Origin of the sequence: Sphingobacterium sp. UBA6320, assembly GCF_002440335.1 — a bacterium.
GTDB lineage: Bacteria > Bacteroidota > Bacteroidia > Sphingobacteriales > Sphingobacteriaceae > Sphingobacterium.
On sequence record NZ_DJTA01000020.1, the window covers coordinates 159,070 to 171,628 of the forward strand.

Consider the following 12,559-nt stretch of genomic DNA (forward strand, 5'->3'; position numbering starts at 1 on the left):
TTAACTATTCAACTTTGTAATATCAAATTTTGGTTCTACCAACTTATCTTTTCCATAAATGAAATCTTTACGTAAATAATCGGCGGTCACATGTGGTCCATCCAAATAAATGGCTTCTTTAGGACATGCTTCTTCGCAAAGACCACAGAAAATACAACGGAGCATATTGATTTCATATACTGCGGCATATTTCTCTTCTCGGTATAAATGCTTTTCGTCATTTTTTCGTTCTGCAGCAATCATCGTGATCGCCTCTGCGGGACATGACAAGGCGCATAATCCACAAGCTGTACAACGCTCACGCCCTTCTTCATCTCGTTTTAAAGAGTGTTGTCCCCTAAAATTTTTAGAAAAAGGTCGTTGTTGCTCGGGATATTTAATCGTAGGTATTTTTTTAAAAAAATGTCTTAACGTAATGGACAAACCTTTTACAATGGCTGGGAAATAAATCCTTTCCATAAAATTCATCGGTTTCTGTTCTAAAACTTTTTTCCTATTACTTAGTGGTTGCATAACGGTTCCTTTCTATGAAAAATATGTATCCTTAATCAATGTAATAATTCCTGTTAAAACGATATTTGCTATGGCTAAAGGGATTAACATCTTCCATCCCAGATTCATTAATTGGTCATAACGGAATCTTGGTAAAGTCCATCGCACCCACATAAAGAAAAAGATAAAAGCAAATATTTTAATAAAGAACGCCAATACGCCTAGAATCGTTATCCAATTCTCCGAAAGACCTAAGTCATTCATAAAAGGGAAATTATACCCTCCGAAATAAAGAGAAGCCATTAATGCCGAGGAAACAAACATATTGATATATTCAGAGAACATATAGAGTCCCAATTTCATCGAAGAGTATTCTGTATGATAACCTCCGACCAATTCGGTCTCACATTCTGGCAAATCAAATGGAACACGGTTACACTCCGCAAAAGCACAAACCATAAAAATGATAAAGCCTAACGGTTGAGACCAAATATTCCAATTAACAAATCCCGATTGGCCTGCAACGATCTCTTTTAGGGATAGTGATCCTGTAATCATCAATAAAGCAATAATGGATAATCCCATCGCAATCTCATAACTGATACTCTGTGAAGCAGCTCGAATAGCCCCCATCAGAGAAAATTTATTGTTCGATGCCCAACCCCCTAACATAATACCATATACCCCCAATGCAATGACACCAAACATATAAAGAATACCGACATTCACATCCGCAACTTGTAGTGAAATTACACGATCACCGATCGTTAACGATTGGCCCCATGGAATAACAGCAGAACTGATGCATGCTGTAATGATAGCAATAGTGGGACCGATGATAAATAAAGCCTTATGTGCTCCGGCAGGAATGATTTCTTCTTTAAAAAAGAATTTCCCACCATCACAGAATGGTTGCAATAAGCCAAAAATTCCTGCTCGGTCTGGACCGTAACGATCCTGCATAAATCCAGCAATCTTACGCTCCGCCAATGTCGAGTACATCGCGATCACAAGTGTGACAACAAATACAATTGTGACAAGGGCAAATTTTTCGATGACAAATGACCACTCCATATTATTTCAATTTTTCAGTTCTAGCCAGTTGTTCTAAATTTTGTTCCTGTAGTACAGGATCATTTTCAATAACTGCTGGTGGATTAAAACGCGTGTAATGATTAGAAGCAATCACAGATTGATCGCTAATTGGCGTTGGTTCCTCTAATTTCCAATCGCGAGTTTCTTTTTTATCATAGCGACAGGTATTACAGATAAATTCTTCTACTTCACCAAATTCATCTTTCCTTGCGGTCACACGTATAACATCAGCCCCTTTATACCATAAAGTCACCTTACCTGAGCAAGTTGGACAATCACGATGCGCATCTACAGGTTTTGTAAACCAAACACGGTTCTTAAATCGGAAAGTTCGATCTGTCAAAGCACCTACCGGACATACATCAATGACATTTCCTGAAAAATCATTATCAATGACATTTTGGATATAAGTCGAAATCTCAGCATGGTCTCCACGTCCTATAATACCATGGACACGTTTATCTGTGATCTGATCCGCAACAAATACACAGCGATAGCATAAAATGCATCGATTCATATGCAATTGTATTTTCTCTCCAATGTCAATACGTTCAAATGTACGGCGATCAAACTCATAGCGTGTCTGCGCAGAACCATGCTCAAAACCCAAATCTTGCAATTTACACTCTCCAGCCTGATCACAAATAGGGCAGTCCAGTGGATGATTTATAAGTAACATTTCGACGATAGCTTTACGTGCCTCGACAACATCAGGTGAAGTGATATTTTCAACTTCCATACCATCCATAACCGTTGTTCGACATGAAGCAACCAGCTTGGGCATCGGACGAGGATCTTTTTCCGATCCTTTTGATACCTTAACCAGACAGGTACGGCATTTACCCCCAGTGCCCTCCAATTTGGAATAGTAACACATCGCTGGAGGAACAATATCTCCACCGATCTGACGTGCCGCGTTCAAAATCGTAGTGCCTGGTGTTACTTCTACAGGAATACCATCTATAATAACTTTCAATTTTACCTCTTCTGCCATCTTCGTATCTCGTTTATCAATCTAATTAAGAAACAATCGGTACTAAAGGATCTGCATAATGTGCTAATCCATAATTTCTTGTCAATGCATCCTCTGGATGATTGATATGCCATTCAAACTCATCTCTAAAATGACGAATCGCTGCTGCAACTGGCCATGCTGCAGCATCCCCTAAAGGACATATGGTATTTCCTTCTATACGTCTTTGGATATCCCAAAGCAATTCAATATCTGACAAACTACCATGCCCCATCTCAATTTTATGCAACACTTTTTCCATCCATCCTGTTCCTTCACGACAAGGAGAACACTGTCCACAACTTTCATGATGATAAAAACGACTAAAATTCCACGTATTACGGACAATGCATTGATCCTCATCGAAAGCAATGAAACCACCAGAGCCCATCGAAGTTCCCGTTTGGAAGCCTCCATCAGCTAAGGATTCATAAGTCATTAATCGATTTTGACCATTCGCCGTTTTTAAGATCAAATTTGCAGGTAAAATGGGAACAGAAGAACCTCCAGCCACAACTGCTTTCAATTTCTTCCCATTTGCCATACCTCCACAATATTCATCGGAATAGATAAATTCTTCGACAGACAAACCCAATTCTATTTCATATACACCTGGTTTCAGCAAATTACCGCTGGCAGATATTAATTTTGTACCCGTACTCCGTTCAATACCAATTTTGGCATATTCTTCACCTCCATCATTGATAATGGGGACAGTTGCTGCAATTGATTCAACATTGTTGACAACAGTTGGACAACCGTATAAGCCAGCTATTGCTGGAAATGGCGGCTTTATCCGCGGGTTACCTCTTTTACCTTCTAAAGATTCCAACAGAGCGGTCTCTTCTCCACATATATAAGCTCCAGCACCCGGTTGAACATAAATTTCTAAATCATAGCCCGATCCCAAGATATTTTTACCTAAAAAACCAGCAGATTTTGCTTCCTCTATCGCCCGTTCCAGAATACGGATTTGGGGCATCATCTCACCTCTAACATAGATATAAGAAGTTTTAGCTCCCAAAGCATAGCTGGAAACAATCATACCTTCCAACAGTGCATGCGGAATGTGGGTCATCAAAAACCGGTCTTTAAAAGTGCCAGGTTCAGATTCATCACCATTGCAGACTAAATAACGAGGCACACCTTCTGGTTTTGCCAAGAAGCTCCACTTCATTCCGGTAGGAAATCCTGCTCCGCCTCTTCCACGAAGACCTGACTTCTTAACTTCTTCAACAACATCATCAGGAGACATCGTCTTAAGTGCTTTTTCTACAGCACGATACCCCCCTTGTTGACGATATACTTCGAAAGTTTGGATTCCCGGGACATCAATATGTGTTAGCAAAAGTTTACGTGCCATTTTAATTCGTTTTTGAGCTTAAATCATCTATTAATTGATCGACACTAGCTTCTGTCAAGTTTTCATAAAACGTATATTCAGGGCCTATCTGCAAGACAGGTCCATATCCGCATGCGGCAAGACATTCAACTCCCCGCCAAGAAAATAAGCCATCAGCCGTCACTTCACCTTCTTTCACGCCCAATTTATTCTCCAGGTGCGTCATAATACGTTCGGCACCAACCAAACAACAGGGTCCGGTACGGCAGACTTCCAAAACATATTTTCCTTGTGGCTGTAATAAATACATCGTATAAAAAGTGGCCACCTCGTAGACCTCAATAGGTTCAATACCCAAATAGCCAGCAACTTTATTCATGGCATCAGGACTTAACCATCCAAATTCAGCCTGTACTAAATGTAAAATAGGAAGTAAAGCCGATTTTTGCCTTCCCTCTGGGAAACGCGCCACTACTTCAGCAAATTGATTTAGCAATGTTGAAGAAAATTCAACAATCTCATTATGTTTGACACTAAGCATCTAATTCTCCTGCAATAACGTTAAGACTACTCATATTAAGAATTGCGTCCGAAAGTAACATACCTGCACTCATAGGAGCAAACATTTGATAATTGATAAAAGAAGGCCGTCTGAAATGTAAACGATATGGCGTACGTCCACCATCGTGCACCAGATAAAATCCTAATTCTCCATTGGCACCCTCTACAGCATGATAAACTTCCGCCTTCGGAGTTTCCACCTCACCCATAACAATTTTGAAATGATAGATCAATGCCTCCATGTTGGTATATACCTGTTCTTTTGGAGGTAAATAGAACTCAGGAACATCAGCATGGAAAACTCCTTTAGGCTCATTTGCTATTTTAGATAGCGCCTGCTCGATAATCCGCATAGACTGCCACATTTCTTCGTTACGCACCATATAGCGATCATAGACATCACCTTTGGTGCCAACAGGGACTTCAAAATCAAACTCTTCATAGGAACAGTAAGGATTTTGAACCCGAATATCATAATCCACCCCTGTAGCGCGTAAAATAGGACCGGACCAACTATAATCCAAAGCCTCTTCCGCTGTCACAGAAGCTATATCGGAAGTACGCTCAATAAAAATACGATTGCGATCAAACAACTCCATAAATTCGGTCAAAACAGGAGGAAATCGTTTTAAAAACTCTTCAATTTTTGCAAATGCAATATCATTGAAATCTCGTTCGAAACCGCCAATTCTTCCAATATTAGTGGTCAATCGCGCACCACAAATCTCTTCAAAAATCTCATAAATAAACTCTCGCTCTTGCATGACATATAAAAAGCCTGAAAAAGCTCCTGTATCAACACCAAGAATCCCATTACAGATAATATGATCTGCTATACGCGCCAATTCCATCACAATAACACGCATATATTGTACACGTTTGGGAATTTCTATTTTTAATAACTTTTCAACAGTCATATGCCAGCCCATATTATTAATAGGAGCAGAACAATAATTCAATCTGTCTGTTAAAGGTGTTATTTGATAAAAAGGTCTGTGCTCAGCGATCTTCTCAAAAGCACGATGGATATAACCGATTGTTGACACACCACTTACGATCCGCTCTCCATCAATCTGAACAACATTTTGAAACACGCCATGTGTAGCAGGATGCGTCGGACCAATATTCAAAGTGATTAACTCATCCTGAGGATCGTTATCTTCATATACAGGTTTATTGGGGGATATCTTGGTAATAAAATCGCTCATAATTGGTCTGCTTTTTAACTTTAACGGCCGAAATAAAGATCTTTCTTATCGACACGATTTGGATCTTCTAATGGATATTCTTTTCGCATTGGAAAGACTTCCATATCATCTACATTTAAAATCCGTCTTAAATCTGGATGACCCAAAAATTGGATTCCATAAAAATCATATGTTTCGCGCTCCATCCAATTTGCACCTTTCCAAATGGTAGTTGCTGTTGGAATTGCTGGATCTATACCATCCACCTCCACTTTAACACGAATACGAATATTATTAATCAAACTATTGACATGATATACAATTTCAAAAGCCTTTTTTTGAAGTGGATAATGAACAGCAGTAATATCTGTCAGATGAATAAATTGTAATTCTTCATCATATTTTAGAAAAGTTAAAACATCAATAATGGCATCAACATTTACATGAACAGTCAAAAGATCATATTCATCACGGAGTGGTGAAACATCGGTACCAAATTGAGAAATTAACTTATCTAATAAATAGGTGTTATCAAATTTACTCATAAGTTTCTATTCCATATTTTTCTAACAAAGCTCTATATTCAGGAGTATTTCTTCTATTTAAAGACTCACTTTTCACAATATCCTGCAAACGTAGTACGCCATCTAAAATTGCCTCAGGTCTTGGTGGACAACCAGGCACATATACATCTACTGGAATGATTTCATCAATACCTTGCAAAACAGAATAAGTATCAAAAATACCTCCGCTAGATGCACAAGCACCCACAGCAATTACCCAACGTGGTTCCGCCATTTGTGTATAGACCTGCTTTAAAACGGGTGCCATTTTTTTTGCAATTGTACCCATTACCAATAGCATATCAGCTTGACGAGGAGAAAAGCTTGGTCTTTCTGCACCAAAGCGAGCAAGATCATAAGTTGACCCCATCGTGGCCATAAACTCAATTCCACAACAAGAAGTGGCAAAAGGCAATGGCCATAAAGAATTTGAACGCGCCAAGCCAATCGCTTTATCTAAACTCGTGGCAAAAAAACCAGCGCCCTCAACTCCCGGAGGTGCTTTGGCCAACTTAATATCGCTCATGGAAATATAATTTAAAGTGGTTTATAGTTGTGTGCCTTCGCACATATCAAAACTAACATTTTCTGAATAAAAATCAAGCGGTTAGCATAATTTAGAACTATTCTAATCCCAGTTCAATGCTTTCTTTTTGATGACATAGATGAATCCTAAAAGCAACATACCCATAAAGACAAACATCTGAATCAAACCTTCGAAACCAAAATCTCGAAAATTAACAGCCCAAGGATACATAAAGATAACTTCAACATCAAAAATGACAAACAAGATGGCCACTAAAAAATATTTGATGGAAAAGGGCTGTCTAGCATTGCCTATCACTTCTACACCAGATTCAAAAGAAGATAATTTGTTTTCAGTACGAACTTTGGGTCCAATTAAATGTGTAATAATAATGGTTCCAATACCAAATCCTGCTGCAACAATAAGTTGGAATAAAATTGGTAAATAATCAATTGGTGCATTTGCACTAACTTGTTCCATATCAAAATGTTTATATTGGTAAAACCTAAATTTAAGAAAAAAATAGGGTAAATCAAAAAAGGGTGAAACAAATGTTTCACCCTTTTTTCAAAATATTGATCAGCTTATTTTAAACCTTCTAAATAAGATTTAGCGCTTTCATTTTCAGGATCTAATTTTAAAACCTCTTGAAAACTAGCTTTTGCTTTTGCAATTTCATTTTTGTTATATTGATAGAAACCAATATAAGTATGCGCATCAATTAAATATGCTTTATTTTTCTCTTGTGTTCCTTTTTCATTAACCACTTGGATTAATTTTTCAAAAGGAGCTACGAAATCTCCTTTAGGTGCTTCTAAATTATCAGCTCCTAATGCTGAAAAAGCTTTGTAATACAATGCGGTAATTAGATACTTGTCTAATACTTCAGGCTTAGTCGCTTTTTCAATTATAGCTAATTGGGCTTGAGATTCTACAAAGGCAGCAATCGCTTCATCTCTTAAAGCTTGATTGATAACTTTTCCTTCCTCATCTTTACTTTCTTGATCTTTTTTGAAACCAATTAAATAGTTACCCTCACCAGCATAATAATTTGAATCATAGTAGTAGTCAGTATCAGGATACTTGGCGATGATTTCAAACAAAGATACTGCAGTTGCAGTTTCTTGATCTTGATATTTAGCAAAGGCCGTTTCTGCCACTTCAGCTAACAATTCTTTATCTGCATCGATTGCTTTCTGAATATGAACGATACCTGACTCCACCTTTTTGTTTGCGACATCAGATAAACCGGCATACATATGATCTAATGGAATGATACGTGTAGCATCCATCTTAGCAAACATTTTTTCTAAATATTCAGCAGATTTTGTGTATTCTTTATTTCTAAAAGCGTTATAAGCTAAGTAACGATAGATTTTTGGATCTACATCAGGATTTTTAGCTAACTCCTCTGAAACAGTTCCTAACTCATCATATTGTCTAGCATATACCAAGAAATCGGCGTAACGAATCTTTGCTTCCAAAGAGTTATCTCCATTGACTTCTAAGTATTTTTTATACTGCTCAACCCCTTTTTTATTCAATTCTACATATTTCTCATCAGATGTACCTGGAGCTTTTGACCACATATTGTAGGTCTCTGCTAACTCACGGTAAGTAGGTGCATATGTAGGATTTTCTTCTGTAATGGTCGTTAATTGAGCAATCGCCTCATCATAAGCCTGTGCACCACGAACGATAACAGCGAGACCAATTTTTGCACGAACTGATGCAGGATCTAATTCAGCAGCATCACTGTAGCTTGTATAAGCACTACTTGCTTCTTTCAATCCTCTATAAGCATCACCTAATGCCAATGGAATAGCAGCATCTTTAGTATTCTTTGCTTTGGCTTGTGTTAAGTAATCTAAAGCTTTTGCATAGTCTGGCTCTGGAGCTTTAATATAAGCACGTCCAATTTCCAACAATTCTTCGTAATCCTTTTTCTTTAAATTAGCACTTGCAGCAGAAAATTTAGACTCAGCAGATGCTTTGTCCTTTTTCAATAAATCAATATAACCCAAACCAACATTGTTAATCAATGATTTTGGATCAGCTGCTAAACCTTGATTAAACATAATCGCTGCTGAATCAGGCTTATCATTAACTAAATAAATCTGACCTAAATAGAAGTAATTATCCCCAACTTTAGCTTGTTTACTTACTAATTGTTGCAAAATTGTTTTTGCCTTACCGTAGTTTTCTGTTTCAATAGCCGCTCTAGCATCCTTTAAACTTTGTGCACTTGCTGTGCCAACAGAACCTGCTAATAACAGACTAAATAATAATTTACTGTTTGTCATAATCTATTGTTGTACTATTTTATATTCTAATTTAAACTATTTTCTTCTCTTATGATAATCTCTCTACCTGGCATTGTCACAGGAAGCAAACCTGCTTTTAATATAATGCGTTGTCCCCTGTCGCCCGTTAAGAAAGCACTAAACCCTAGACCCAAGCCCATATTCGGTTGATAATTCAAAACATAAATAGGTCTCGTAAAAGGGTACAATCCCAAAGACATATTGGATTGCGAGGGTTTATAAAACAAACCATCTTTCTTAGCGCCTAATGCATTTTCAACGCTCAATGTACGAATTTTATTCAATAAATCAGATTTTTTTTGAGCCATATCCAATATCCAATTGTAACCTACGATACCGATACTACCTTTATTTTCGCTAACATATTTAATAACATCTGCATTCTTTTCCAATGCGGAAATCGATGCCGGATCTATCTTATTTATAGATAAGTATTCCTTCAAAAATCTCAATGTACTGGAGTTAGCATTATCAAAAACCACCTTATACTTACCTTTAAGCTCACCACTTAACAATGATTTAACGTCAGAAAGAGTAATTGTAGTATCTGCATCAGCAATATTATTTATCAATACCACTGCATCACTTCCTATTTGATACTCTTTGGGTATAATTTTTCGATCTTTAAAATTTTTACCTTCCGCTTCAGTCAATTTACGGGTCAAAATAATAACACTAGATGAATCAGCAAGCAAGGCATTCACGGCTTTAATTTCGGGCTTAGCGAGTAACTGAATAGTTGCATCTGAGTAAGAACTTTGAAAAACATCAACTTGTTCCTTAAGAATCGGATATAATGTCTCATCAACAAGGACATTTACTTTACCTCTTAAAATATCCTGAGTCGGAGCTGTTGTTTCTTGTTTCTTGGAACGATTACAACTTCCCAAAATTAAAATCGCGACTAGCAATGTTAAAACTATTTTAAAGCTGTTTTTCATATGGCAATCAATTAATAAATAATGAAGATTTCAGATTCGTAATAAGGGCTTAATTAAAATTACTTTGCCATAGCCTTACAAAACGCAGAAAGGAATAAACAATAAGTACAATACCAAACAAAGTTTTATATGTTGGATTGATATCTAAAGGTAAATCCTTCCAAAAGATCACTAAGAGACCTAAACCAAAGTATAGGCCGAACATAAATAGTCCTAAAATAGACAGAAATCGCTTTATAGGCGATTTCTGTCTGTAATTTGTATTATTTGAATTAAAATTCGCCACTAATTACTGATTAATTGTGTTTAGGCGGATAGGTAATGTATAAGCTACACGTACTGGACGACCATTTTGAATACCTGCTCTCCATTTTTTAGCTTTTTTCAACAACCTAACTGCAGCTTCACCTGTACCATATTTAAGATCGCGTTTTACAGAAATATCTGTTAAACTACCATCCTTTTCAACGACAAAGGAAACCTCTACTACGCCATTAATTCCATTTTCTAAAGCTCCAGAAGGATACTCATATGTATCTCCTACCCATTTCATAAATGCTGCCATTCCTCCAGGAGGTTGAGGTTGCACCTCAACAGCATTAAAGATTTGGTCACCATTTGGATCACCATTTGGATCACCTTTGGACACACCTGCAGTAATAGCACCATCTTGCTTCTTAGTACCAAATTCACCTCTTGCTACTGAAGAACCTGCCGCACTACCTTTTAAAGTCATACGTGCTGGTGATTTTTTATCATCCTTGAACTCTTCCTGAGCAGCAACTTCCTCTTTTACCTGAGCAGCCGGAGCTACTTTTGGCTCTGGAAAACGTACCAAATCTTCTTTTGGTATATCCATTGCAACTTGTTGAGGCTTCTCTTCCTCAATTGGAAGTGGCTCTTCTTCTTCTGGCTCCGGTGGTTTAATTTCCTCCAAATCCTCTAAAGTCACTTCGGTAATAACTGGAGCGGCTTCAATAGGTTTATCAGGAAATAGACTTCCTCCGAATAATTTAAGAAGACTTAATAGTACTACGGCAACTACCACTGCCAACAAACCAACGTTGGTAGCTTTCGGAGCTAGTTTACGAAGCTCATAAGCTCCATACTCCTTATTTCTGCCTTGAAATACTACATCAAGCCATTCCTTTTTAAAAATATCTAATTTTGACCCAATCATATTTCTATAGTTTTCGTGATTTGTATAAAGACTAACTTAGTCATTATAGATATTATCACGTTTTAAAACATCTATTTCTTCAGGACTAATTTTCGCAATCATATAACGTTTAATATCTACGATCTTCATCTCATCAAGGATGTCAACAAGATCTTTTTGTGTAGACATATCACTAGGTCTAATAATCACGATTACATCTTTTCCGCCCGCAACACGAGGAACGTAAGCTTTTTTCTCAATTAAAACCTTGCGTATACCATCAGCGCCGAATCCTGCAACCGTAGGACCTTCTATAGGTGCTTTAACCTGTCCGTAATACCAAGAAACTTTGTTGTCAGATCCTAATAAAACAGTTACCGAACGATTATCTGCTGTTAATACTTCAGATTGCTCATCTTTAACTTTATTTTTATCAGGCATCGCAACATCCATTGCTTGTGGTTTATTTAAAGACGTAGTTAGCATGAAGAAAGTAATCAATAAGAACGCTAAATCAACCATGGCTGTCAAATCGACTTTACCACCGTTTTTCTTTGATCTTACTTTACCACCTTTTCCGCCCTTACCACTGTCTTGATTTAATTCTGCCATTTATGTCTTTTTATTAAATCAACACTATTTATCTTCAGCACGTAAACCAGTAATAAAACTGAATTTATTTTGCTTTTGATTACGTAATGTTTCGATTACCGCATTAATTGAAGGATACTTTTCTGCACCATCAGCTTTAATAGCAATTTTTAACGGTCCTGGATCAACAAAATCTTTGTTACTTTCCTTTTCCTTATTCAATTCTGCTGCAGCTAAACGTGCCGTTTGTACCCACTGGTATAATTCATTTGATAATGTTTCTGTACTATCAACTGGTATACCATTTTGAACCCCTTTTTCAAGACGCTTGCTTGGTTCCATTCCCAATACTTGCTTAATAGCTTTCATTGGAGCGCCAACATTTTCCATCAACGCAAATTGGTCGTAATCTTGTTGAGAAAACTGAACACCATATCTGGAAGACATTTTCTCTAAAGTTTTAACCCTAACATCACGATCTGTAGCGCCAAAGAATACTTTACCTTTATCTCCAATGGTAATGATACCAACATTAGAGTCTGGTAATTTATCTTTCGTCGTAGATGCTGGCGTATCTACCGGAAATGCTTCCGGTTGTTTTGCCGTTGATGTCATTACGAAGAATGAAAGAAGCAAGAATGATACGTCACACATCGCGGTCATATCAATGGAGGTACTGGCTCTTTTTACTTTTGCTTTACCCATTTTTAAACTTCTTTATAAATTAATTATTCAATCTCTTACTATATGATGCATTTGAAATTCA

At 37.2% G+C, this 12,559-nt stretch carries 14 protein-coding genes; all 14 read right to left on the reverse strand.

The genetic code is table 11. The annotated features are described in order from the left end of the window. The 14 genes from B3P23_RS12980 to B3P23_RS13045 all read right to left on the reverse strand — a co-directional run bounded on the left by B3P23_RS12980 (position 1) and on the right by B3P23_RS13045 (position 12,498). Complete coding sequence (locus B3P23_RS12980; RefSeq protein ID WP_045753752.1) at positions 1–513, reverse strand: NuoI/complex I 23 kDa subunit family protein; 513 nt, start codon at positions 511–513, stop codon at positions 1–3. A 12-nt stretch (positions 514–525) separates the two neighbouring features. Beyond that, positions 526–1,566 (reverse strand): NADH-quinone oxidoreductase subunit NuoH, encoded by a 1,041-nt coding sequence (gene nuoH / locus B3P23_RS12985; RefSeq protein ID WP_248755175.1) that lies wholly within the window; start codon positions 1,564–1,566, stop codon positions 526–528. Position 1,567: 1 nt separating this feature from the next. Continuing rightward, the gene (locus B3P23_RS12990; RefSeq protein WP_293926676.1) at positions 1,568–2,581 is read right to left on the reverse strand and encodes a 2Fe-2S iron-sulfur cluster-binding protein; all 1,014 of its coding nucleotides are present in this window, start codon (positions 2,579–2,581) and stop codon (positions 1,568–1,570) included. A 25-nt stretch (positions 2,582–2,606) separates the two neighbouring features. Then, positions 2,607–3,962, reverse strand: coding sequence for an NADH-quinone oxidoreductase subunit NuoF (gene nuoF, locus B3P23_RS12995; protein WP_293926678.1), 1,356 nt, complete (start codon positions 3,960–3,962; stop codon positions 2,607–2,609). A gap of 1 nt (position 3,963) precedes the next feature. Continuing rightward, positions 3,964–4,482: a complex I 24 kDa subunit family protein gene (nuoE, locus tag B3P23_RS13000; RefSeq protein ID WP_045753756.1), complete on the reverse strand. Its 519-nt coding sequence runs from the start codon at positions 4,480–4,482 to the stop codon at positions 3,964–3,966. After that, positions 4,475–5,710, reverse strand: a complete 1,236-nt coding sequence (locus tag B3P23_RS13005; protein ID WP_293926681.1) for an NADH-quinone oxidoreductase subunit D — start codon at positions 5,708–5,710, stop codon at positions 4,475–4,477. The genes nuoE and B3P23_RS13005 overlap by 8 nt, the downstream gene beginning before the upstream one ends. Before the next feature lie 20 nt (positions 5,711–5,730). Then, positions 5,731–6,234 (reverse strand): NADH-quinone oxidoreductase subunit C, encoded by a 504-nt coding sequence (locus tag B3P23_RS13010; protein ID WP_293926684.1) that lies wholly within the window; start codon positions 6,232–6,234, stop codon positions 5,731–5,733. Further along, positions 6,227–6,778, reverse strand: coding sequence for an NADH-quinone oxidoreductase subunit B (locus tag B3P23_RS13015; RefSeq protein WP_045753758.1), 552 nt, complete (start codon positions 6,776–6,778; stop codon positions 6,227–6,229). The genes B3P23_RS13010 and B3P23_RS13015 overlap by 8 nt, the downstream gene beginning before the upstream one ends. A gap of 102 nt (positions 6,779–6,880) precedes the next feature. Then, entirely contained in the window at positions 6,881–7,258 is a 378-nt protein-coding gene (locus tag B3P23_RS13020; protein WP_045753759.1) for an NADH-quinone oxidoreductase subunit A, read from the reverse strand. Between the two features lie 104 nt (positions 7,259–7,362). Further along, a complete protein-coding gene (locus B3P23_RS13025) occupies positions 7,363–9,081 on the reverse strand; it encodes a tetratricopeptide repeat protein (protein WP_045753760.1) in 1,719 nt (572 codons plus the stop codon). A gap of 26 nt (positions 9,082–9,107) precedes the next feature. Then, positions 9,108–10,043 (reverse strand): PstS family phosphate ABC transporter substrate-binding protein, encoded by a 936-nt coding sequence (locus tag B3P23_RS13030; protein WP_293926688.1) that lies wholly within the window; start codon positions 10,041–10,043, stop codon positions 9,108–9,110. 289 nt (positions 10,044–10,332) lie between these two features. Further along, on the reverse strand, positions 10,333–11,223 hold the full coding sequence (locus B3P23_RS13035; protein ID WP_045753762.1) for an energy transducer TonB: 891 nt from the start codon (positions 11,221–11,223) through the stop codon (positions 10,333–10,335). Positions 11,224–11,259: 36 nt separating this feature from the next. Next, entirely contained in the window at positions 11,260–11,814 is a 555-nt protein-coding gene (locus B3P23_RS13040; RefSeq protein ID WP_045753763.1) for an ExbD/TolR family protein, read from the reverse strand. 24 nt (positions 11,815–11,838) lie between these two features. Beyond that, a complete protein-coding gene (locus B3P23_RS13045) occupies positions 11,839–12,498 on the reverse strand; it encodes an ExbD/TolR family protein (RefSeq protein ID WP_045753764.1) in 660 nt (219 codons plus the stop codon). Positions 12,499–12,559 lie beyond the last annotated feature (61 nt).

Bases quoted from the DNA above. Each gene is read 5' to 3' on its own strand.
- B3P23_RS12980 (WP_045753752.1), bottom strand. From the start codon at position 513: ATGCAACCACTAAGTAATAGGAAAAAAGTTTTAGAACAGAAACCGATG.
- nuoH (WP_248755175.1), bottom strand. From the start codon at position 1,566: ATGGAGTGGTCATTTGTCATCGAAAAATTTGCCCTTGTCACAATTGTA.
- B3P23_RS12990 (WP_293926676.1), bottom strand. From the start codon at position 2,581: ATGGCAGAAGAGGTAAAATTGAAAGTTATTATAGATGGTATTCCTGTA.
- nuoF (WP_293926678.1), bottom strand. From the start codon at position 3,962: ATGGCACGTAAACTTTTGCTAACACATATTGATGTCCCGGGAATCCAA.
- nuoE (WP_045753756.1), bottom strand. From the start codon at position 4,482: ATGCTTAGTGTCAAACATAATGAGATTGTTGAATTTTCTTCAACATTG.
- B3P23_RS13005 (WP_293926681.1), bottom strand. From the start codon at position 5,710: ATGAGCGATTTTATTACCAAGATATCCCCCAATAAACCTGTATATGAA.
- B3P23_RS13010 (WP_293926684.1), bottom strand. From the start codon at position 6,234: ATGAGTAAATTTGATAACACCTATTTATTAGATAAGTTAATTTCTCAA.
- B3P23_RS13015 (WP_045753758.1), bottom strand. From the start codon at position 6,778: ATGAGCGATATTAAGTTGGCCAAAGCACCTCCGGGAGTTGAGGGCGCT.
- B3P23_RS13020 (WP_045753759.1), bottom strand. From the start codon at position 7,258: ATGGAACAAGTTAGTGCAAATGCACCAATTGATTATTTACCAATTTTA.
- B3P23_RS13025 (WP_045753760.1), bottom strand. From the start codon at position 9,081: ATGACAAACAGTAAATTATTATTTAGTCTGTTATTAGCAGGTTCTGTT.
- B3P23_RS13030 (WP_293926688.1), bottom strand. From the start codon at position 10,043: ATGAAAAACAGCTTTAAAATAGTTTTAACATTGCTAGTCGCGATTTTA.
- B3P23_RS13035 (WP_045753762.1), bottom strand. From the start codon at position 11,223: ATGATTGGGTCAAAATTAGATATTTTTAAAAAGGAATGGCTTGATGTA.
- B3P23_RS13040 (WP_045753763.1), bottom strand. From the start codon at position 11,814: ATGGCAGAATTAAATCAAGACAGTGGTAAGGGCGGAAAAGGTGGTAAA.
- B3P23_RS13045 (WP_045753764.1), bottom strand. From the start codon at position 12,498: ATGGGTAAAGCAAAAGTAAAAAGAGCCAGTACCTCCATTGATATGACC.